This is a genomic window from Streptomyces sp. NPDC111606 (genome assembly GCF_055656945.1).
Genome location: NZ_JBVKBY010000008.1, coordinates 131,956 through 152,488, shown reverse-complemented (window position 1 = coordinate 152,488; position 20,533 = coordinate 131,956). Strand labels below are relative to the sequence as shown.

Below are 20,533 nucleotides of genomic sequence, written 5' to 3'. Positions count from 1 at the left end.
AGCTCTCCGTCGAGCTCATGACCTGGGCAGAAACATGGGCAGGAAAGGCCAGTCAGAGTTAGAGTAACCGAACGATCGGTCGGTTCAAGGGGGTCCGCCGCATCTGTGGAAAACCCCGTGCGGGAGGATCGCGCCCATGACAGCACTCGACCTCAGCAGCCCCGTGGCCGTCGTCGGCACCGGCACCATGGGCCAGGGCATCGCCCAGGTCGCGTTGGTGGCGGGCCACCCCGTACGGCTGTACGACGCTGCTCCGGGACGCGCCCGGGCCGCCGCGGACGCGATCGGCGCGCGCCTCGACCGGCTCGTCGAGAAGGACCGTCTCACCGGCGCCGACCGGGACGCGGCCCGCGCGCGGCTGCTGCCCGCCGAGTCCCTCGCCGAGCTCGCGGACTGCGCCCTGGTCATCGAGGCCGTCCTGGAACGCCTCGACGTCAAACAGGAGCTCTTCCGCGAGCTGGAGGGCATCGTCGGCGAGGACTGCCTGCTCGCCACCAACACCTCGTCCCTGTCGGTGACGGCCATCGGCGGTGCCCTGGACAGCCCCGGCCGCTTCGTCGGCCTGCACTTCTTCAACCCCGCTCCGCTGCTGCCGCTGGTCGAGGTCGTCTCCGGGTTCGCCACCGACGTCACGTCGGCCACGCGCGCGTACGAGACGGCACGCGCGTGGGGCAAGACGCCGGTCGCCTGCGCGGACACCCCCGGCTTCATCGTCAACCGCATCGCGCGGCCCTTCTACGCCGAGGCTTTCGCGGTGTACGAGGCGCAGGGCGCGGATCCGGCCACCATCGACGCCGTCCTGCGCGAGTGCGGCGGCTTCAGGATGGGCGCGTTCGAGCTGACCGACCTCATCGGGCAGGACGTCAACGAGTCCGTCACGCACTCCGTGTGGCAGTCCTTCTTCCAGGACGTGCGCTTCACGCCCTCGCTCGCCCAGCGGCGCCTGGTCGAGTCCGGCCGGCTCGGCCGCAAGAGCGGACACGGCTGGTACGACTACGCGGAGGATGCCGAGGCCTCCGAGCCGCACACCGCCGAGAAGGCCCGGCAGCCCGCCTACGTCGTCGTCGAGGGCGACCTGGGCCCCGCCTCCGAGCTGCTCGCGCTGATCCGCGAGGCGGGCATTCCGGTCCGTGAGGAGGACGAGGACCACGGCACCCGCCTGGTGCTGCCCGGCGGCGGCCAGCTCGCGCTCGCCGACGGCCAGACGTCCGTGGAGTTCCGGGACGTCGTCTACTTCGACCTCGCCGTCGACTACCGCCGGGCCACCCGGATCGCCCTGTCCGCCTCCCAGGACACCTCGCCGCAGACCCTTGCCGAGGCCACCGGCCTCTTCCAGGCGCTGGGCAAGGACGTCAGCGTCATCGGTGACGTCCCCGGCATGATCGTCGCCCGCACGGTCGCCCGGGTCGTCGACCTCGCGCACGACGCGGTGGCCAAGGGGGTGGCCACCGAGGAGGACATTGACACCGCGATGCGCCTGGGCGTGAACTACCCGCTCGGGCCCTTCGAGTGGAGCCGCAGGCTCGGCCGCAACTGGGCGTACTCCCTCCTCGACGACCTGCACCTGCGCGACCCCTCCGGGCGCTACGCGCCGTCCCTCGCGCTGTACCGCCACGCGTACGCCTCCGACAAGCGGGAGGGCGGTACCTCATGACCACCGCCAAGCGCGACACGTACACCCCGGAGACCCTGCTCTCCGTCGCCGTGCAGGTCTTCAACGAGCGCGGCTACGACGGCACCTCCATGGAGCACCTCTCCCGCGCGGCCGGTATCTCCAAGTCGTCGATCTACCACCACGTCACGGGCAAGGAAGAGCTGCTGCGCCGGGCTGTCAGCCGGGCGCTGGACGGCCTCTTCGCGATCCTCGACGAGGACCTCGCGCGCGGGGGGCACGCCGCCGACCGGCTGGAGTACGTCGTACGGCGCATGGTCGAGGTGCTCATAGCGGAGCTGCCGTACGTGACGCTGCTGCTGCGTGTGCGCGGCAACACCGACACCGAGCGGTGGGCCCTGGAACGGCGCCGCGACTTCGACCACCAGGTCGCCGCCCTGCTGAAGGCGGCCGCCGCCGACGGCGAGGTGCGCGCGGACGTGGAGGTCCGGCTGGCGACCCGGCTCGTCTTCGGCATGATCAACTCGATCGTCGAGTGGTACCGCCCGGACGGCCGCGGCATGAACGAGCGCGAGGTCGCCGACACGGTGGCGCGGCTGGTCTTCGGGGGACTGCGCCGGGCGAGCTGACCTCAAAGGACGCCGCCCTTGCGTGACGGGCGACCTGAGTACGCGCGCGTGGGCGGGTGAGTACGCCGCCCGATGGACCGGGACGACCCGGGCTGGTGAGCTGGGGCGCGTGATCCAGAACGACGTGCAGCTCTCCGGCGCCCATCCGACATGGTGGAGGGTGCCTTCCGTTGCGACGCTGCTCGGACTGCCGCTCCTCGTGTGGGAGTACGGCATGTTCCGCGCCGACGGCTACACCAGCGGCATCGAGGTGGTGATCCTTTGGGGGTTCGCCCTGCTCGCGATCGCCTGGGCGCTGCCGCACCGCCGCTCCCTGCGGACGCTGCGCATGGCCGCGGCCGGTGCCGGGCTCGGATGCGCGCTCCTTCCGGTGCTGTTCGCGGTGCTGATGGCCATGGCGATGGCCTCGGGCTGACCGTCGGATTCGGCGCTCAGCCCTGCGGCTCCAGGTCCTCCTCCTCGAACACCAGCAGCGTGCGGGTGCTGAGCACCTCGGGGATCGCCTGGAGGCGGGTGAGGACCAGTTCGCGCAGTGCCCTGTTATCGGAGGTGTGGACCAGTAGCAGGACGTCGAAATCGCCCCCGACGAGGGCGATGTGAGAGGCACCCGGCAGCTGTCTGAGCTGCTCGCGGACCGTGCGCCAGGTGTTCTGGACGATCTTGAGGGTGATGTAGGCCGAGGTCCCGTGACCGGCACGTTCGTGGTTGACGCGGGCGCCGAAACCGCGGATGACGCCGTCCTCGACGAGGCGGTTGATACGGGCGTAGGCGTTGGCGCGGGAGACATGGACGCGCTCGGCGACCGACCGTATCGACGCGCGGCCGTCCGCCTGGAGCATCTGCAGGATGTCCTCGTCGATGGCGTCGAGCGGCCGCGCCGGTGGCAGGGGGGCACCCTCGTCCGAGCTTTCGGCCATTTGTTCAGGCGCCATGTCCCCCCACCTTCCCTCCGTGGACGTACTGCGTTCATTGGAGGCTGTGGAGAACCGTTTGTCCACAGCCTGAGGGCGCCTGTAGCCAAAATGTGCCGACGACCGAACAATCGGTAGGTGAGGCGCGTCACTGGAGCTGCGCCTCCCGTAGCCGCTCCCAAGAGGAGGTGCCGTCATGACGGTCATGGAGCAGCGAGGCGCGTACCGGCCATCGCCGCCGCCCGCCTGGCAGCCCCGCATGGACCCCGCGCCGCTGCTGCCCGACGCGGAGCCGTACCGCGTCCTGGGCACCGAGGCCGCCGCGAAGGCCGACCCGGACCTGCTGCGCCGGCTCTACGCCGAGCTGGTGCGAGGCCGGCGGTACAACGCGCAGGCGACCGCGCTCACCAAGCAGGGCCGCCTTGCCGTCTACCCGTCGACCACCGGCCAGGAGGCCTGCGAGGTCGCCGCCGCGCTCGCCCTCGAGGAGCGCGACTGGCTCTTCCCGAGCTACCGCGACACGCTCGCGGTCGTCGCACGCGGCGTGGACCCCGTCGAGGCGCTGACCCTGCTGCGCGGCGACTGGCACACCGGCTACGACCCCCACGAGCACCGCGTGGCCCCTCTGTGCACGCCGCTCGCCACCCAGCTCCCGCACGCCGTCGGTCTCGCGCACGCCGCCCGCCTCAAGGGCGACGACGTGGTCGCGCTCGCCATGGTCGGCGACGGCGGCACCAGTGAGGGCGACTTCCACGAGGCGCTGAACTTCGCCGCCGTATGGCAGGCACCGGTCGTCTTCCTCGTCCAGAACAACGGCTTCGCGATCTCCGTCCCGCTCGCCAAGCAGACCGCGGCCCCGTCGCTGGCCCACAAGGCCGTCGGCTACGGGATGCCCGGCCGCCTGGTCGACGGCAACGACGCGGCCGCCGTGCACGAGGTGCTGAGCGACGCCGTACGGCACGCGCGCGCGGGCGGCGGTCCCACGCTGATCGAGGCGATCACCTACCGCATCGACGCCCACACCAACGCCGACGACGCGACCCGCTACCGCGGCGACTCCGAGGTCGAGACCTGGCGCGGGCACGACCCGATCGCGCTCCTGGAGCACGAGCTGACCGAGCGCGGCCTGCTCGACGAGGCCGGCAAGCAGGCCGCCCGGGACGCCGCCGAAACCATGGCCGCCGACCTGCGCGAACGCATGAACCAGGACCCGGCTCTCGACCCGATGGACCTGTTCGGCCATGTGTACGCCGACCCCACACCGCAACTGCGGGAACAGCAGGCCCAGTTGAGGGCCGAGCTCGAAGCCGAGTCGGAAGGGTCGCACCGATGACCACCGTCGCCGCCAAGCCGGCCACCATGGCGCAGGCCCTCACGCGCGGGCTGCGCGACGCCATGGCGGACGACCCCACCGTGCACGTCATGGGTGAGGACGTCGGCACTCTCGGCGGTGTCTTTCGGGTCACCGACGGGCTCGCCAAGGAGTTCGGCGAGGACCGCTGCACCGACACGCCGCTGGCCGAGGCCGGCATCCTGGGCACGGCGGTGGGCATGGCCATGTACGGCCTGCGGCCCGTCGTGGAGATGCAGTTCGACGCGTTCGCCTACCCGGCGTTCGAGCAGCTCATCTCGCACGTGGCGCGCACGCGCAACCGCACCCGCGGCAGGATGCCGCTCCCCATCACCATCCGCGTCCCCTACGGCGGCGGCATCGGCGGCGTCGAGCACCACAGCGACTCGTCCGAGGCGTACTACATGGCGACTCCGGGGCTCCATGTCGTCACGCCCGCAACCGTCGCCGACGCCTACGGGCTGCTGCGCGCGTCCATCGCCTCCGACGACCCGGTCGTCTTCCTCGAGCCGAAGCGGCTGTACTGGTCGAAGGACACCTGGAACCCGGACGAGCCGCAGAGCGTTGAACCGATTGGCCGCGCGGTGGTGCGGCGCTCCGGCCGGAGCGCCACGCTCATCACGTACGGACCGTCCGTGCCCGTCTGCCTCGAAGCCGCCGAGGCGGCTCGGGACGAGGGGTGGGACCTGGAAGTCGTCGACCTGCGCTCGCTGGTGCCGTTCGACGACGAGACGGTCAGCGCCTCGGTACGGCGGACCGGGCGAGCGGTCGTCGTGCACGAGTCGGGCGGGTTCGGCGGCCCGGGAGGGGAGATCGCGGCCCGGGTCACGGAGCGCTGCTTCCACCACCTGGAGGCGCCGGTGCTGCGTGTGGCCGGGTTCGACATCCCCTACCCACCGCCGATGCTGGAGCGTCACCACCTGCCCGGCGTGGACCGGATCCTGGACGCCGTGGGGCGTCTGCAGTGGGAGGCCGAGAGCTGATGGCACAGGTGTTGGAGTTCAAGCTCCCCGACCTCGGGGAGGGGCTCACCGAGGCGGAGATCGTCCGCTGGCTGGTGGAGGTCGGTGACGTCGTCGCCGTCGACCAGCCGGTCGTCGAGGTCGAGACGGCCAAGGCGATGGTCGACGTCCCGTGCCCCTACGCCGGGGTGGTCACGGCCCGCTTCGGCGAGGAGGGCTCCGAGCTTCCCGTGGGCGCGCCGCTGCTGACGGTGGCCGTCGGCGCGCCGGCCTCCGACGGCCCGGCCGAGGACTCGGGTGCGGCCTCGGACAAGGGCTCCGGCAATGTCCTCGTCGGCTACGGCACCTCCGAGGCACCGGCGCGGCGCAGAAGGGTGCGCCCGGGGGAGTCGGTACCCGCCGTCCCTGTGGAACCCGTGTCCGCCAACGGCGCCGCTGCCGCGCGGGAGGTGATCGAGGGGCCCGTGCCGGTCATCTCCCCCCTCGTCCGCCGCCTCGCCCGGGAGAACGGCCTGGACCTGAGGGAGTTGCACGGCTCCGGACCGGAGGGGCTGATCCTGCGGGCCGACGTCGAGTACGCCCTGCGGGCCGCTCAGGCACACGGACGCACGGCACAGCCGTCGGCCGGGCCGCACGCGCGTGTGACGCCCACCCCGGCACCGGCCCCGGCTTCCTCCGCTGCCGTCCCGGCCGCGCAGCCGCCCGTCCGTTCCTCCGCCCCTCCCGCCGGCATCCGTACGCCCCTCAAGGGCGTCCGCGGTGCTGTGGCCGACAAGCTCTCCCGCAGCCGGCGGGAGATCCCGGACGCCACCTGCTGGGTGGACGCCGACGCGACGGAGCTCATGCGGGCGCGGACCGCGATGAACGCCGCAGGGGGACCGAAGATCTCTCTGATCGCCCTGCTGGCCCGCATCACCACCGCGGCCCTGGCCCGGTTCCCCGAGCTCAACTCCACGGTCGACACGGAGGCCAGGGAGATAGTCCAGTTCGATCATGTACACCTCGGGTTCGCCGCGCAGACCGAGCGCGGGCTCGTCGTCCCGGTCGTACGGGACGCCCACGCGCGGGACGCGGAGTCGCTGACGGCGGAGTTCGCCAGGCTGACCGAGGCCGGCCGCACGGGCACCCTCACACCGGCGGAACTCACCGGCGGCACCTTCACGTTGAACAACTACGGCGTGTTCGGTGTCGACGGCTCCACCCCGATCATCAACCACCCCGAGGCCGCCATGCTCGGCGTCGGCCGCATCATCCCCAAGCCCTGGGTGCACGAGGGCGAACTGGCGGTGCGGCAGCTCGTCGAGCTCTCGCTCACCTTCGACCACCGTGTCTGCGACGGTGGCACCGCGGGCGGCTTCTTGCGGTATGTGGCGGACTGTGTGGAACACCCGGCGGTGCTGCTGCGCACGCTGTGACCAAGACCCCCGCGTTTCGGCTGCTTCCCCTGCGTTCCCTGTGATCGCGGAGGCACGCATACTCGGGGGGTGACCGCGTACGGACCGACTGGCGCGCAAGGCGCCGCCGATGCAGTTCACGACGTCGCGTACGACGCCGTCGTGCTCGCCGGCGGTGCCGCGCGGCGGCTCGGCGGGGTGGACAAACCCGGGGTGCGTGTCGGTGGGCGCCCGCTGCTCGACCGGGTGCTCGCCGCCTGTGCCGATGCCCGCACCACCGTGGTCGTCGCCGATCCCCGGTCCACGGCGCGTCCGGTCACCTGGGCGCGTGAGGACCCGCCCGGCGGCGGCCCGGTCGCCGCCCTCGACGCCGGGCTCCGGCACACCGGCGCGGAGCAGGTCGTCGTCCTCTCGGCCGACCTGCCGTTCCTCGACGAGGGCACGGTACGGCGGCTGTTGGCCGCCCTGCGCTCCGGCGACGCCGACGGCGCGCTGCTCACCGACGCCGACGGCCGCGACCAGCCGCTCGTCGCCGCGTACCGCGCGCCCGCGCTGCGCCGCGAACTGGCCGCACTCACCCAAGGTCGGGACGGCCTCGCCGGCCTCCCCCTGCGTCGGCTGACCGGCGCGCTCGCACTCACCCGCGTCCCCGACCCCGTCGCGTCCTTCGACTGCGACACCTGGGACGACATCGCCACCGCCAGGGCACGCATCAGGGAGCATGGGCACGTGTTGGATGAATGGATTTCCGCAGTCAAGGACGAGCTGGGCATCGACCTCGACGTCGACATCAAGGCGCTGCTGGACCTCGCCCGCGACGCCGCCCACGGCGTGGCGCGGCCCGCGGCCCCGCTGACCACCTTCCTGGTCGGGTACGCGGCGGCGCAGGCCCGGGACGGCGAGGGCGGACCCGAAGCGGTCGCCGAGGCATCCCGCAAGGCCGCCGCCCTCGCCCTGCGCTGGGCCGAAGAGGCCGCCGCCAAGTCCGACGTGGCCCCCGACGCCACCCCCGACACCCGCCCGGACGCCGGATGACCCCCCGCGGCATCCGGGCGGACGAGGACGCCGAGGACCTCGACGTCGAGGAGGTGCTCGCCCTCGTGAACGAGGACAACGGCCACCACACACCGGGCGAGCCTGTGCCCGCAGCCACCCCGCCCACCCCGCCCACCCCGGGCTCCCCCAAACCGGCCGGCCACCACAAGGCCACCCCCTGGCCCGAAGCCCGCGATATCGCCGCCCGCGCCGCCCGATCCGGCACCCGGGCCGCCGGCCGTGCCCCCGTCTCCATCCCCCTCGACGCCGCCCTGGGTCTCGCCCTGGCCGCTCCCCTCACCGCCCTCACCGATCTGCCCTCCTTCGACACCTCGGCGATGGACGGCTGGGCCATCGCGGGGCCCGGCCCCTGGGACGTACGGGACGAGGGTGTGCTGGCCGGGCACGGCGAGCCCGATCCGCTCACCGACGGCGAGGCCGTCCGTATCGCGACCGGCGCCCGCATCCCCCCGGACACCACCGCCGTCCTGCGCAGCGAGCACGGCCGCACGGGCGCTCAGGGCCATCTGCACGCCACCCGGGAGATCCAGCACGGCCAGGACATCCGGGCACGCGGCCAGGAGTGCCGTAAGGGCGATCATCTGCTGGCCGCGGGCACCCTCGTGACCCCGGCCGTGCTCGGGCTGGCAGCCGCCGCCGGATACGACACTGTCACCGCCGTACCCCGCCCCCGCGTCGAAGTACTCATCCTCGGCGACGAGTTGCTCACCGAAGGGCTCCCGCACGACGGGCTGATCCGCGACGCCCTCGGGCCGATGCTGCCGCCCTGGCTGCGCGCCCTCGGCGCCGAGGTCACCGCGGTGCGCCGGCTCGGCGACGACGCCAAGGCCCTGCGCAAGGCGCTCACCAGCTCCCAAGCGGACCTCGTCGTCACCACCGGCGGCACCGCGGCCGGCCCCGTCGACCACGTCCACCCCACCCTGCACCGCATCGGCGCCGAACTCCTGGTGGACAGCGTCAAGGTGCGCCCCGGCCACCCCATGCTGCTGGCCCGCCTCAAGGAGAACCAGCACCTCGTGGGCCTGCCCGGCAACCCCCTCGCCGCCGTCTCCGGCCTGCTCACGCTCGCCGAACCCCTGCTGCGCACGCTCGCGGCACGCCCCGCCCCGGAGCCCTACACGCTGCCGCTGAGCGAGGCGGCACACGGGCATCCGTACGACACCAGGCTCATCCCCGTCGTGCTGCGCGGCGATCATGCCGTGCCGCTGCGCTACCACGGCCCGGCCATGCTGCGGGGCATGGCGGCGGCCGACGCGATCGCCGTCGTTCCACCGGGCGGTGTTCGTGCCGGTCAGGAGACCGAACTGCTCGACCTGCCCTGGGCCACTGCCGGTATCGAGGTGTGTTTCACGTGAAACTTCCGGGCCAGGACGCCATAGCGCGCGAGGCGGACGAGCGGGTCGCAACCTATCGCGTGAAGCTCCCGAAGAAGATCGTGGAGCATCCGTTCCGGCAGGTCGCCAAGCGGGTCACGATCGCGATGTCGCTGCTCGTGGCGTCCGCCTTGATCGTCTACGCCGACCATGACGGCTACAACGACAGCTCCGACGGTGCCGTCGACCTTCTCGACGCCTTCTACTACGCGACCGTCAGCCTCTCCACCACCGGATACGGCGACATCACCCCGGTCAGTGACGCCGCCCGGCTCACCAATATCTTCGTCATCACGCCGATGCGTGTGCTGTTCCTGATCATCCTGGTCGGCACCACGTTGGAGGTCCTCACCGAACGGACCCGCGAGGAATGGCGTCTGAACCGCTGGAGGTCCACCTTGCGCGACCACACCGTCGTCGTCGGCTTCGGCACGAAGGGCCGTTCGGCGATCCAGACCGTCTGCGCGACGGGCCTGAAGAAGGAACAGGTCATCGTGGTCGACCCGAGTTCCAAGGTGATCGAGGCGGCGGTCGCGGACGGATACGCGGGGGTCACGGGGGACGCGACGCGCAGCGAGGTCCTGAAGCGGGCCGAGGTGCACAAGGCACGGAAGATCATCATCGCCACCCAGCGCGACGACACCGCCGTCCTGGTGACGCTGACGGCCCGGCAGCTCAACCGCGGGGCGAAGATCGTGGCCGCGGTGCGTGAGGAGGAGAACGCGCCGCTGCTCAAGCAGTCCGGCGCCGACGCGGTCATCACCAGCGCCAGCGCGGCCGGGCGGCTGCTCGGCCTCTCCGTGCTCAGCCCCGCCGCCGGCATGGTGCTGGAGGACCTGATCCAGCAGGGCAGCGGGCTCGACATCGTCGAACGGCCGGTCATAAAGGCCGAGGTGGGCAAGAACCCACGCCAGACGGACGACCTGATCGTGAGCGTCGTACGCGGGCACCGGGTGCTCGGATACGACGATCCGGACGTCGGGACACTGGAGCTGACGGACCGGCTCATCACCATCGTGAGGGCGACGCCGGGCAGTCAGGTCGCACCCGACGACCGGCGTCTGCCCCCAGGGATGAAGCCCGTCTGACGTCTCAGACGGGCTTCATCGTCGGTGCCGCTTGCGGCTGTACGCGCTACTTGCGGTTGTACAGCCGCATGGTGATCGGTCCGAAGACCAGGACGAACAGGCCCGCCCAGCCCACCGACCAGGCGATCTCGTCCGTCGGCCAGTTGCCCGCCATCAACTCGCGGACGGCCGAGGCCAGATGAGTGATCGGGCTGTTGTTGACGAAGGCCTGGAGCCAGCCCGGCATGGTCTTGGGGTCGACGAAGATGTTCGACAGGAAGGTCAGCGGGAACAGCACCATCATGCTGACGCCCATCACCGACTTCTCGCTGCGCAGCAACAGCCCGAACATCGTCCAGACCCATGAGAACGCGAACGAGAAGGCGACCAACAGGGCGATCCCGGCGAGGACACCGGCCACCCCGCCGTCCGGGCGGTAGCCGATGATCATGCCGACGGTGAGCATCACCACGGACGCGATCGTGTAGCGCAGGGCGTCGCCCAGCAGATAGCCGACCATCGTCGACGGCCGCCAGATGGGCAGCGTACGGAACCGGTCGAAGACACCCTTCTCGATGTCGGTGTTCACCGAGACGCCCGTGTACATCGTGATCATCACGACCGACATCACCAGGATGCCCGGCAGCAGGAACTGGATGTACTCCTTCGGGGAGCCGGCCAGGGCACCCCCGAACAGGTACGTGTACATCAGCACCATCATGATCGGGAACGCGGTGACGTCGAAGAGCTGCTCCGGCACGTGCTTGATCTTCAGGATCGCGCGCCAGCCGAAGGTCATCGAGGCCGACAGGGCGCTGGGCCGCGGCGGTCGCTCCCCCGCGACGAGCAGCGCCGCGAGCGACTCGGCGCTGACGGGGGCGAGTTCCTTGTCCTCGGTCTGCGTCACGGTGCTCATGCCGCCACCCCGTCCTTGTCGTCCTTGCCGGCCTTGTCAGTCCGGTCGTTGTTGTCGCGTGCGTCGTGGGTGTCGTGTCCGGTGAGGGCGAGGAACACCTCGTCCAGGCTGGGCTGGCCCAGCGAGAAGTTGTCGACGGTGATGCCGGTGCGGGCCAGCTCGGCGAGCGCGCGGGCGGCCTGTTCCGCCGCGCCCTGGCCATTGGCGGCCCCGGAGCCGACACGTGCGGTGAGGGCCACGGGGTCCGGCTCCAGCTGCACCTCCGCGTCCAGGGTCAGTCGCAGGACGCGCTCGGCCTCCGGACGCTGCGCCGCGTCGCGCAGCCGCAGATGAACGGAACCGGCGCCCACGGACGCCTTGAGCTCGCCCTTGGTCCCCTCGGCGATCACCTTGCCGCGGTCGATGACGGCGATCCGGGAGGCCAACTGGTCGGCCTCGTCCAGGTACTGCGTGGTCAGCAGCACCGTGGTGCCCTGGGCGACGACCGCGCGCACGATGTCCCAGACCTGGTTGCGGCTGCGCGGGTCGAGGCCGGTCGTCGGCTCGTCGAGGAAGAGCAGGTCGGGGGTGTTGAGGATGGAGGCGGCGATGTCGATACGGCGCCGCATGCCGCCGGAGTAGTTCTTGACCTGCTTCGCCGCCGCCTCCGTCAGCCCGAAGGCCTCCAGGAGCTGCGCGGAGCGCTGCCGCGCGGCCTGCTTGCCGTGTCCGAGGAGCCGGCCCAGCAGGACCAGGTTCTCGGTGCCGGTGAGGTCCTCGTCCACGGAGGCGTACTGGCCGGTGAGGCTGACGCGGCCACGCACCTCGTCGGCCTCGCGGACGACGTCGTGGCCGAAGACGTGGGCCTCGCCGCCGTCGGGTCGTAGGAGGGTGGCGAGCATCTTCACCGTGGTGGTCTTTCCGGCGCCGTTGGGGCCGAGGACGCCGTAGACCGTGCCGGCCGGAACCGCGAGGTCCACGCCGTCGACGGCCCGTGTCTCACCGAACGTCTTCACCAGGCCGGCGGTCTCGATCGCGAGACCGGACGTCGTCTGCGTGCTCATGCTGTCGGGGTCCTTCCGGGTGGTCCTTCCGCGTTCTTGGGCTACGCATGGGGAGACCTTTACGGTGGCGCAAACTCATCGGCGGCGCACAGGGATTTTCGAAGGACCCGCCCAAGGACCGAGAGGTATGGGACCGGGGACCGAGGCGGAGGGCTCCCCGCGTGCCCGGGCGGGAGTACGGCGGCAGGGGCGCGAGGGGCGGGGAGTAGCGTCCGTCCCATGCATGCGATCACGATTCCCGAACCTGGTGGGCCCGAGGCGCTGGTGTGGGACGAGGTCCCCGATCCCGTCGCCGGCGAGGGCGGGGTGCTGGTCGAGGTGGTGGCCGGGGCCGTCAACCGCGCCGACATCCTGCAGCGGCAGGGCTTCTACAACCCGCCGCCCGGCGCCTCCCCCTACCCCGGTCTGGAGTGCTCCGGCCGGATCGCCGAGATCGGCCCCGGCGTCTCCGGCTGGGCCGTCGGCGACGAGGTGTGCGCGCTGCTCTCGGGCGGCGGTTACGCCGAGAAGGTCGCCGTACCGGCAGGCCAGTTGCTGCCCGTGCCCAAGGGCGTGAGCCTCACCCAGGCCGCCGCGCTGCCCGAGGTGGTCTGCACGGTCTGGTCGAACGTCTTCATGGTGTCCCATCTGCGCCCCGGCGAGACCCTGCTCGTGCACGGCGGTTCGAGCGGCATCGGCACCATGGCCATCCAGCTGGCCAAGGCCGTCGGGGCCAGGGTCGCGGTCACGGCGGGCAGCAAGGACAAGCTCGACCGGTGTGCCGAGCTGGGCGCCGACATCCTCGTCAACTACCGGGAGCAGGACTTCGTCGCCGAGGTCAAGGAGGCCACCGGCGGGGCCGGAGCCGACGTCATCCTCGACAACATGGGCGCCAAGTACCTCGACCGCAACGTACAGACCCTCGCCGTGAACGGCCGCCTCGCCATCATCGGTCTGCAGGGCGGCGTCAAGGGCGAGCTCAACATCGGCGCGCTCCTGGCCAAGCGGGGTGCCGTCAGCGCGACCTCGCTGCGTGCCCGTCCCCTCGGTGAGAAGGCGGCGATCGTCGCGGCCGTACGCGAGCACGTCTGGCCCCTGCTGGACGCCGGGCATGTACGGCCGGTGGTGGACCGCGAGATGCCGATGGACGACGCGGCCGGGGCGCACCGGGTGCTGGAGGAGAGCGGACACGTGGGCAAGGTGCTGCTGGTCGTGCCGTAGGACGGCCAGGACGGCCAGGACGGCCAGGACGGCCAGGACGGCCAGGACGGCCACGGCGGCCACGGAGGCCACGGCGGCCACGGCGGTCCGAGCGGCCACCCGCTAGCCGCGCCGCAGCCTGAGGCCGACGAAGGCGAGGCCCAGCCCGAGCCCGATGAGCACCAGCCCCGCGCCGAGGGGCAGCACCTGCAGTACGGGTTCGGCGGGGTCCTCGGCGTGCGTGACGGGCCGGTGCACGGGGTGGGTCGCCGGGGCGGAGGTCTCTCCGGCGGCCTGGGAGCTCTCGGTCGCCGTACCCCCGTCGTCCTCGCCCTCCGGCTCCGGCCGCGTCGAGCTGTCACCCTCCTCCTCGCGGCCGGGTTCCCGCCCGGTCGCCGCTTCCTCGTCCTCCAGCGGCCCCTTCTCCCGCCCCGGCCGCTCCCGCCCCTCACCGGCCCGGCTCCCGGCCCGGGACGGGCCGTCGGAGGGGCTGGGACGGGAGGCGGCGGGGCCGTGGGCCGTGGAGGTGCGCGCCGCACCGGGCTTCATGTCCCCCTCCGACCTCCCGGCCTCCCAGTGCTGTCCGGATTTCCCGGACGCCGTGGGGGAGGCGGAGGGGACATCGGACGCCGGGGGCGAGCCGGAGGGGGCCCCGGACGCGGAGGCGGAGCCGCCGGACCCCTCGGACGCAGTTGCAGGGGAACCCGAGGGCCCGGCGGAGGCCGGCGGCGCGGCCGCGGAGCCGGAGGGGCCCCGGGATGCGGCAGCCGGACCGGGCCGAGGCGTGCTTGCGGGGCCGTAGGAGCCCCTGGACTCGGCTGCGGAGCGGGACGAGGCCCTGGACCCGGCTGTGGAGTCGGAGGCGCCCCTTGACCCCGCCCTGGCGTCGGAGGAAGCCCGGGCCCCGGCTCTGGCATCGGCGGAAGCCCCGGAGGGGGCCGCGCCCCGCGTGCCCTCAAGGCCGTACGCCATCACGGACCCGCCCGGCCCCATGATCAGCCCCACCGCCAGTACCCCCAGCAATCCCGCGGTGCGCAGCTCCCGCGGTCGCCCCCGCCCCGCCCGTACCGCCCCCAGCCAAGAAGTCATGGCACAAGCCTCACAGGACCCTGCAAACCCGGCATTTCGGAGACCGCCACTCGACCGAACCCGGCCCCGACGGAATCTCCCTGCCCTCAAACGGTGGATCACCCCACACAGGGGGCACCACGATGATGAGCTGTACGGGTGCGAGAGAATGGCGGCATGGAGATGCCGAGGAACGAACGGTCGTCGGAGAACCCCCAGATCCTGGTCGTGGGCCAGGACGGGATGGCCATCGGCGGCGGAGGTGACGAGGACTCCCGCGAGGTTCCGGTGACGGAGATGGTCGAGCAGCCGGCGAAGGTCATGCGGATCGGAAGCATGATCAAGCAGCTGCTCGAAGAGGTCCGCGTGGCGCCGCTGGACGAGGCGAGCCGCGTCCGGCTCAAGGAGATCCATGCCAGCTCCGTGAAGGAGCTGGAGGACGGCCTGGCCCCGGAGCTCGTCGAGGAGCTGGAGCGGCTCTCCCTGCCGTTCACGGACGAGGCGACACCGAGCGACGCGGAACTGCGGATCGCGCAGGCCCAGTTGGTCGGCTGGCTGGAGGGCCTGTTCCACGGCATCCAGACCACGCTGTTCGCCCAGCAGATGGCCGCGCGGGCCCAGCTGGAGCAGATGCGCCGCGCCCTCCCGCCGGGCGTCGGCGGCCCCGAGGACGGCGAGCAGCACCCGGGCGGCCGCTCGGGCGGACCGTACCTGTAGGACACACCCGACTTGTAGGACACCCGCCGCGTACGCGAAGGGCCCGGCAGCCGATGCTGCCGGGCCCTTTCGGTTACGGGATCAGTCCGACTCCGGATTGCCCGTCGAGACCGTGAACTTCATCTCCGGCGGGTCGTCCGGGTCGAAGTCCGTACCCTTCTCGGGCGACTGCCGCATGACGGTGCCCTCGCCGAAGGTGTTCTCGTCGACGTCGACCTTCTCGACCTCCCACCCTGCGGCCTTGAGGCACTCGACGACCGACGGCCAGTACTTGAACGTCATGTCCGGCATCGTCACCTTGTCGGGGTCGAGGTACGACTCCCGCGGCTCGGTGCACTCGGTCGTCTCGACCGTGTTGTCGCTGTCGCCCGCCCGGTATCCCGCCGCCTTCGTCGCCGGCTCCGAGGCGGTCGTGCCGCCGCTGCCGCCGCTCCCGCCCCCGTCGTCCTCGGTCCCCCCGCCCTTCAGGTTCAGGGCCAAGATCAGGCCGCCCACCGCGACCACGGACACGATGATGGAGCCGATGATCATCGGCCGGTTGCTCTTGCCGCCGCCCGAAGCGGGCTGCGCCTGGGGCGACATGGTGTACGGCGCCGGGGTCGGGTGGCCCGGCTGCGGGGAGTACGAGGCCGGTGGCGGTGTCTGGAAGCCCTGCTGCTGCGGGTAGCCGTACGCCGGTGAAGGCATCGACGGCGGCGGGGTGCCGTACGGGTTCGGGGCCGGAGTCTGCTGGTACGGCGTCTGGACGTGGCCCGCGGGCGGGGGCGTCTGGCCGACCGGCGGGAACACCGAGGCGCCGACGCCCTGGCCGCTCTGCGACTGCGAGCCCGGCACGATGCTGGGCGCGGCCGCCTGGAAGGACGCGGCCACGCGCAGGCACTCGTCGCGCATGGACTCGGCGCTCGGGAAGCGCTCGTTCGGGTTCTTCTTCAACGCGCGGGCGATCAGCGCGTCCACGGCCGGCGGCAGGGCGCTGTTGATCGTGGACGCAGCGACCGGCTCTTCCTGCACGTGCGCGTACGCGATCGCCAGCGGTGAGTCGGCGTCGAACGGCAGCCGCCCGGTGACCAGTTGGAACAGCATGATGCCGACCGAGTAGAGGTCGGAGCGGGCGTCCACGGCCCGGCCCAGCGCCTGTTCCGGCGAGAGGTACTGCGGGGTGCCGACCACCATGCCGGTCTGTGTCATCGACGTCACACCGGACTGCATGGCGCGCGCGATGCCGAAGTCCATGACCTTGACGACGCCGCGCTTGTTCATCATCACGTTGCCCGGCTTGATGTCCCGGTGGACCAGGCCCATCTCGTGGCTGATCTCCAGCGCCGCGAGCACGTCGGCGGTGATCTTCAGCGCCTTGTCGGCGGGCATCGCGCCCAACTGCCGTACGTCCTCGTCGAAGACGGAGCTGAGCGGGCGGCCCTCGATGTACTCCATGACGATGTACGGCGTCGTCATGCCGTCGACGTCGTCCTCGCCGGTGTCGAAGACTGAGACGATATTGGTGTGCGTGAGCTTCGCCACGGCCTGGGCCTCGCGGCGGAAGCGCTCGCGGAAGGCCTGCTCGCGGCCGAGTTCGGTGTGCAGCGTCTTGACCGCGACCTGCCGGTCGAGCACGGAGTCGTAGGCGAGATGCACGGCGGCCATGCCGCCCTGGCCGAGCAGGTCGCGCAGCTGATAGCGGCCGCCGGCCAGCGACCGCCCCGCGTCCTGGCCCTGTGCGCCGTCCTGGCTCATGTTCTGCGTCCCCCGTACCCTCTCGGGCGCCTGCGATTGCCGTGGATCGAATGATCCAATGTGGTATTCCCGGCCAAGTCTGCCCCACGGCACTGACAGGTCAAGCGCGGTGCCCGTTCCGTGACCGTACGCGAAGGGAGCGTCGCGGAAGCGTTACAGGGGCTGTACGGCCGGTGCACAGAATTTGCACGACGGGACGGGGTAACGGTTTGATGGCCGGTCCGTCTGCGTCAGGCCGGGGCCACCGTCTCGGACCGACGGCTTGCTTTGAGGCTGTAGCGTGGCCGACGGAGACCGTAACAACACCGCGCGCACCGCGGGCAGAAACGACGGCGAGGACCGATGGCACAGCAGCAGCGCGCTCAGGGCCCGTCCGACCCCGAGGCGGCTGGCGGCGGTATGTCAGACGCGCCGGAAATGTGGGGTAATGGCGGACTTGTCGGGGACGGTCGATATCGGCTGACCCGCAGACTCGGCCGGGGCGGCATGGCCGAGGTGTTCGCGGCCGAGGACGTACGTCTCGGACGCACCGTGGCGGTCAAGCTGCTGCGCTCCGACCTCGCCGAGGACCCGGTCTCCAAGGCCCGCTTCACGCGCGAGGCCCAGTCGGTGGCCGGCCTCAACCACCATGCGATCGTCGCCGTGTACGACTCCGGCGAGGACGTCGTGGGCGCGCACAGCGTGCCGTACATCGTCATGGAGATCGTCGAGGGCCGCACCATCCGCGACCTCCTCCTCAACGCCGAGGCGCCCGGCCCCGAGCAGGCCCTGATCATCGTCTCCGGTGTCCTGGAGGCCCTCGCCTACTCGCACCAGCACGGCATCGTGCACCGCGACATCAAGCCCGCCAACGTCATCATCACCCACAACGGCGCCGTGAAGGTGATGGACTTCGGCATCGCCCGCGCCCTGCACGGCGCGCAGTCGACGATGACGCAGACCGGCATGGTCATGGGCACCCCGCAGTACCTGTCGCCCGAGCAGGCGCTCGGCAAGGCGGTCGACCACCGTTCCGACCTGTACGCGACGGGCTGCCTGCTCTACGAACTTCTCGCGCTGCGCCCGCCGTTCACCGGCGAGACGCCGCTGTCGGTGGTCTACCAGCACGTCCAGGACATCCCGACCCCGCCGTCCGAGGCCTCCGACGCGGTGCCGCCGGAGCTCGACGGCCTGGTCATGCGCTCGCTCGCCAAGGAGCCGGACGACCGCTTCCAGACGGCCGAGGAGATGCGCGGCCTCGTCCAGTACGGCCTGCAGATGCTGTACGACCAGGGCGGCCACACCGGCACCTGGAACACCGGCCCGGTGACGATGCACGAGGGCCGGCACACCCCGGCGGCGGGCTTCGCGAACACCACCGTCATGGGGCACCCCGGCGACTCCGGTTCCGGCACCACGCAGATCCCGCAGCCGATCATGCCCTCCGGGTACGGCGGCGGTGACGACGGCGGCTTCGAGGGGCGCGGCAACAGGGGCAGCGGCCGCGGCAAGCTGTGGATCCTCGCCGTCCTCGCGGTGATCGCCATCGCGGCGGGTGTCGCGCTGGCGCTGAACAACGGCGGCGGTGGTGGCGGCGGCGGTGACACCCAGCAGACGCCGACCACCCAGCAGACCACCGACGAGGACAAGGCCACCGACGAGCCGACGGACGAGGCGACCGACGAGCCGACCGACGAGGTCACCGACGACGGCTCTGGCACGGGCACCGACCCGGACTACACGCCCTCGGACACGCCCTCGTACTCGCCGAGCGACGAGCCGACGGAGGAGCCCACCGAGGAGCCGACGGAGGAGCCGACCACCGAGGAGCCGACGGAGGAGCCGACCACCGCCGAGCCGACGGACGAGCCGACCGACGATCCCACGGTGCCGACACCGCCGACGGGCGGCGTCGAGGGCTGACCCCTTCCTGGCGCAAAACAGCCTGTACACGCGCGTGCGGCCCGGCAGACGGGCTGCACGCGCGTGCGGCGTTTTCGGGACATATCGGCCGACCGGGTGGCACCCCGAGGTGGCCCCCGGCTTAGATCTCACGTCCGGCGACTCTTCCCGTGACCTGGGTCACCGATATAACGTGCCGTTGTTCCGGCCCCCTGCAAGGCTGTGACCAGGACTTGTTCCCGACTTTCGCGGTTTACTTGGAAATCCAAGCAAAAACGCAGGTCAGGAGGGGTTTCACAGAAATGTGGAGCACTGGGTAACGTGCCTATTGCAGGGCGCTCGCCGGGGCACCTGTCACGCCTGTCCCCCAACGAGCCGCACCCACCCTGTGCGTCCGTAGGGCTTCAGGTGAGCCGCACTGGCACCCGGCGAACCCGGGTAGCCGGACCGACGGAGGAGCACACGTGACCGTGGAGAGCACTGCCGCGCGCAAGCCGCGACGCAGCGCCGGTACCAAGAGCACGGCCGGCAAGACAACCGCAAGGAAATCGCCGAGCACGGACCCCGAGCTCGTGCAATTGCTGACGCCAGAGGGTAAGCGCGTCAAGAATGCCGAATACGACAAGTACGTCGCCGGCATCACCCCCGAAGAGCTCCGCGGCCTCTACCGCGACATGGTGCTCACCCGCCGCTTCGACGCCGAGGCCACCTCCCTGCAGCGCCAGGGCGAGCTGGGCCTGTGGGCGTCGCTGCTCGGCCAGGAGGCCGCCCAGATCGGCTCCGGCCGCGCCACCCGCGAGGACGACTACGTCTTCCCGACCTACCGCGAGCACGGCGTCGCCTGGTGCCGCGGGGTCGACCCGGCCAACCTGCTGGGCATGTTCCGCGGCGTGAACAACGGCGGCTGGGACCCGAACAGCAACAACTTCCAGCTCTACACGATCGTCATCGGCTCCCAGACGCTGCACGCCACCGGCTATGCGATGGGCATCGCCAAGGACGGCGCCGACAGCGCGGTGATCGCGTACTTCGGCGACGGCGCCTCCAGCCAGGGCGACGTCGCGGAGTCCTTCACCTTCTCCGCGGTCTACAACGCGCCCGTGGTGTTCTTCTGCCAGAACAACCAGTGGGCGATCTCCGAGCCGACCGAGAAGCAGACCCGGGTGCCGCTCTACCAGCGTGCACAGGGCTACGGCTTCCCCGGCGTCCGCGTCGACGGCAACGACGTCCTGGCCTGCCTGGCCGTGACGAAGTGGGCGCTGGAGCGTGCCCGTAGCGGCGAGGGGCCGACGCTCGTCGAGGCGTACACGTACCGGATGGGTGCCCACACCACCTCCGACGACCCGACGAAGTACCGGGCCGACGAGGAGCGCGAGGCCTGGGAGGCGAAGGACCCGATCCTGCGCGTTCGCCGGTACCTCGAGGCTTCAAACCACGCGGACGAGGGATTCTTCGCGGAACTGGAGACCGAGAGCGAGGCGTTGGGCAAACGAGTGCGCGAGGCGGTCCGTGCCATGCCGGACCCGGACCACTTCGCCATCTTCGAGAACGTGTACGCGGACGGGCATGCGCTCGTCGACGAGGAGCGCGCCCAGTTCGCCGCCTACCAGGCGTCGTTCGCGGACGTAGAGGGGGCCTGA

At 71.5% G+C, this 20,533-nt stretch carries 18 protein-coding genes; 13 read left to right on the top strand and 5 right to left on the bottom strand.

The genetic code is table 11. The features are described from left to right. Positions 1 to 136: 136 nt before the first annotated feature. Genes ACZ7M7_RS27500 through ACZ7M7_RS27490 form a run of 3 tightly spaced genes read left to right on the top strand, consistent with a single transcriptional unit; the run spans position 137 to position 2,656 of the window. Entirely contained in the window at positions 137 to 1,654 is a 1,518-nt protein-coding gene (locus ACZ7M7_RS27500) for a 3-hydroxyacyl-CoA dehydrogenase (protein ID WP_472121135.1), read from the top strand. Then, entirely contained in the window at positions 1,651 to 2,241 is a 591-nt protein-coding gene (locus tag ACZ7M7_RS27495; protein ID WP_383608409.1) for a TetR/AcrR family transcriptional regulator, read from the top strand. Before ACZ7M7_RS27500 ends, ACZ7M7_RS27495 begins: the two co-directional genes overlap by 4 nt. Before the next feature lie 22 nt (positions 2,242 to 2,263). After that, positions 2,264 to 2,656, top strand: coding sequence for a hypothetical protein (locus tag ACZ7M7_RS27490; protein WP_472121131.1), 393 nt, complete (start codon positions 2,264 to 2,266; stop codon positions 2,654 to 2,656). A gap of 16 nt (positions 2,657 to 2,672) precedes the next feature. On the opposite strand, the gene ACZ7M7_RS27485 is transcribed toward ACZ7M7_RS27490, so the two are convergent. Next, a complete protein-coding gene (locus ACZ7M7_RS27485) occupies positions 2,673 to 3,158 on the bottom strand; it encodes an Lrp/AsnC family transcriptional regulator (RefSeq protein WP_383608587.1) in 486 nt (161 codons plus the stop codon). Positions 3,159 to 3,348: 190 nt separating this feature from the next. On the opposite strand from ACZ7M7_RS27485, the gene pdhA (ACZ7M7_RS27480) reads away from it, so the two are divergent. The 6 genes from pdhA (ACZ7M7_RS27480) (at position 3,349) to ACZ7M7_RS27455 (ending at position 10,376) form a co-directional block, all read left to right on the top strand. Further along, positions 3,349 to 4,485: a pyruvate dehydrogenase (acetyl-transferring) E1 component subunit alpha gene (pdhA, locus tag ACZ7M7_RS27480; protein ID WP_472121128.1), complete on the top strand. Its 1,137-nt coding sequence runs from the start codon at positions 3,349 to 3,351 to the stop codon at positions 4,483 to 4,485. Then, entirely contained in the window at positions 4,482 to 5,486 is a 1,005-nt protein-coding gene (locus ACZ7M7_RS27475; protein ID WP_383628816.1) for an alpha-ketoacid dehydrogenase subunit beta, read from the top strand. Before pdhA (ACZ7M7_RS27480) ends, ACZ7M7_RS27475 begins: the two co-directional genes overlap by 4 nt. Next, positions 5,486 to 6,880 (top strand): dihydrolipoamide acetyltransferase family protein, encoded by a 1,395-nt coding sequence (locus ACZ7M7_RS27470; protein ID WP_472121123.1) that lies wholly within the window; start codon positions 5,486 to 5,488, stop codon positions 6,878 to 6,880. The genes ACZ7M7_RS27475 and ACZ7M7_RS27470 overlap by 1 nt, the downstream gene beginning before the upstream one ends. A 69-nt stretch (positions 6,881 to 6,949) precedes the next feature. Next, a complete protein-coding gene (locus ACZ7M7_RS27465; protein ID WP_472121119.1) occupies positions 6,950 to 7,894 on the top strand; it encodes an NTP transferase domain-containing protein in 945 nt (314 codons plus the stop codon). Next, positions 7,891 to 9,270, top strand: coding sequence for a molybdopterin molybdotransferase MoeA (locus tag ACZ7M7_RS27460; protein WP_472121116.1), 1,380 nt, complete (start codon positions 7,891 to 7,893; stop codon positions 9,268 to 9,270). The genes ACZ7M7_RS27465 and ACZ7M7_RS27460 overlap by 4 nt, the downstream gene beginning before the upstream one ends. Continuing rightward, positions 9,267 to 10,376: a potassium channel family protein gene (locus tag ACZ7M7_RS27455; RefSeq protein ID WP_383628809.1), complete on the top strand. Its 1,110-nt coding sequence runs from the start codon at positions 9,267 to 9,269 to the stop codon at positions 10,374 to 10,376. The genes ACZ7M7_RS27460 and ACZ7M7_RS27455 overlap by 4 nt, the downstream gene beginning before the upstream one ends. 46 nt (positions 10,377 to 10,422) lie before the next feature. On the opposite strand, the gene ACZ7M7_RS27450 is transcribed toward ACZ7M7_RS27455, so the two are convergent. Together ACZ7M7_RS27450 and ACZ7M7_RS27445 are read right to left on the bottom strand one after the other, a co-directional pair. After that, entirely contained in the window at positions 10,423 to 11,271 is an 849-nt protein-coding gene (locus ACZ7M7_RS27450; RefSeq protein WP_472121110.1) for an ABC transporter permease, read from the bottom strand. After that, the gene (locus ACZ7M7_RS27445) at positions 11,268 to 12,314 is read right to left on the bottom strand and encodes an ATP-binding cassette domain-containing protein (protein ID WP_383608434.1); all 1,047 of its coding nucleotides are present in this window, start codon (positions 12,312 to 12,314) and stop codon (positions 11,268 to 11,270) included. Before ACZ7M7_RS27445 ends, ACZ7M7_RS27450 begins: the two co-directional genes overlap by 4 nt. A 219-nt stretch (positions 12,315 to 12,533) precedes the next feature. On the opposite strand from ACZ7M7_RS27445, the gene ACZ7M7_RS27440 reads away from it, so the two are divergent. Then, positions 12,534 to 13,514, top strand: coding sequence for an NAD(P)H-quinone oxidoreductase (locus ACZ7M7_RS27440; RefSeq protein WP_472121105.1), 981 nt, complete (start codon positions 12,534 to 12,536; stop codon positions 13,512 to 13,514). A gap of 102 nt (positions 13,515 to 13,616) precedes the next feature. On the opposite strand, the gene ACZ7M7_RS27435 is transcribed toward ACZ7M7_RS27440, so the two are convergent. Further along, complete coding sequence (locus ACZ7M7_RS27435; protein WP_472121100.1) at positions 13,617 to 14,042, bottom strand: hypothetical protein; 426 nt, start codon at positions 14,040 to 14,042, stop codon at positions 13,617 to 13,619. Between the two features lie 696 nt (positions 14,043 to 14,738). Between ACZ7M7_RS27435 and ACZ7M7_RS27430 the strand changes: the two genes are divergently transcribed. After that, positions 14,739 to 15,278, top strand: coding sequence for a bacterial proteasome activator family protein (locus tag ACZ7M7_RS27430; protein ID WP_328425801.1), 540 nt, complete (start codon positions 14,739 to 14,741; stop codon positions 15,276 to 15,278). 81 nt (positions 15,279 to 15,359) lie between these two features. On the opposite strand, the gene ACZ7M7_RS27425 is transcribed toward ACZ7M7_RS27430, so the two are convergent. After that, the gene (locus tag ACZ7M7_RS27425) at positions 15,360 to 17,012 is read right to left on the bottom strand and encodes a protein kinase domain-containing protein (protein ID WP_472121091.1); all 1,653 of its coding nucleotides are present in this window, start codon (positions 17,010 to 17,012) and stop codon (positions 15,360 to 15,362) included. Positions 17,013 to 17,354: 342 nt separating this feature from the next. Between ACZ7M7_RS27425 and ACZ7M7_RS27420 the strand changes: the two genes are divergently transcribed. Both ACZ7M7_RS27420 and pdhA (ACZ7M7_RS27415) read left to right on the top strand, forming a co-directional pair. Further along, on the top strand, positions 17,355 to 18,914 hold the full coding sequence (locus tag ACZ7M7_RS27420; RefSeq protein ID WP_383608447.1) for a protein kinase domain-containing protein: 1,560 nt from the start codon (positions 17,355 to 17,357) through the stop codon (positions 18,912 to 18,914). Between the two features lie 443 nt (positions 18,915 to 19,357). Continuing rightward, on the top strand, positions 19,358 to 20,533 hold the full coding sequence (gene pdhA, locus ACZ7M7_RS27415; protein WP_328425795.1) for a pyruvate dehydrogenase (acetyl-transferring) E1 component subunit alpha: 1,176 nt from the start codon (positions 19,358 to 19,360) through the stop codon (positions 20,531 to 20,533).

What these genes read in the sequence shown, in the direction of transcription:
- ACZ7M7_RS27500 (WP_472121135.1), top strand. Translation starts at nt 137, where the DNA reads ATGACAGCACTCGACCTCAGCAGCCCCGTGGCCGTCGTCGGCACCGGC.
- ACZ7M7_RS27495 (WP_383608409.1), top strand. Translation starts at nt 1,651, where the DNA reads ATGACCACCGCCAAGCGCGACACGTACACCCCGGAGACCCTGCTCTCC.
- ACZ7M7_RS27485 (WP_383608587.1), bottom strand. Translation starts at nt 3,158, where the DNA reads ATGGCCGAAAGCTCGGACGAGGGTGCCCCCCTGCCACCGGCGCGGCCG.
- pdhA (WP_472121128.1), top strand. Translation starts at nt 3,349, where the DNA reads ATGACGGTCATGGAGCAGCGAGGCGCGTACCGGCCATCGCCGCCGCCC.
- ACZ7M7_RS27475 (WP_383628816.1), top strand. Translation starts at nt 4,482, where the DNA reads ATGACCACCGTCGCCGCCAAGCCGGCCACCATGGCGCAGGCCCTCACG.
- ACZ7M7_RS27470 (WP_472121123.1), top strand. Translation starts at nt 5,486, where the DNA reads ATGGCACAGGTGTTGGAGTTCAAGCTCCCCGACCTCGGGGAGGGGCTC.
- ACZ7M7_RS27460 (WP_472121116.1), top strand. Translation starts at nt 7,891, where the DNA reads ATGACCCCCCGCGGCATCCGGGCGGACGAGGACGCCGAGGACCTCGAC.
- ACZ7M7_RS27450 (WP_472121110.1), bottom strand. Translation starts at nt 11,271, where the DNA reads ATGAGCACCGTGACGCAGACCGAGGACAAGGAACTCGCCCCCGTCAGC.
- ACZ7M7_RS27445 (WP_383608434.1), bottom strand. Translation starts at nt 12,314, where the DNA reads ATGAGCACGCAGACGACGTCCGGTCTCGCGATCGAGACCGCCGGCCTG.
- ACZ7M7_RS27440 (WP_472121105.1), top strand. Translation starts at nt 12,534, where the DNA reads ATGCATGCGATCACGATTCCCGAACCTGGTGGGCCCGAGGCGCTGGTG.
- ACZ7M7_RS27435 (WP_472121100.1), bottom strand. Translation starts at nt 14,042, where the DNA reads ATGAAGCCCGGTGCGGCGCGCACCTCCACGGCCCACGGCCCCGCCGCC.
- ACZ7M7_RS27430 (WP_328425801.1), top strand. Translation starts at nt 14,739, where the DNA reads ATGGAGATGCCGAGGAACGAACGGTCGTCGGAGAACCCCCAGATCCTG.
- ACZ7M7_RS27425 (WP_472121091.1), bottom strand. Translation starts at nt 17,012, where the DNA reads ATGAGCCAGGACGGCGCACAGGGCCAGGACGCGGGGCGGTCGCTGGCC.
- ACZ7M7_RS27420 (WP_383608447.1), top strand. Translation starts at nt 17,355, where the DNA reads ATGGCACAGCAGCAGCGCGCTCAGGGCCCGTCCGACCCCGAGGCGGCT.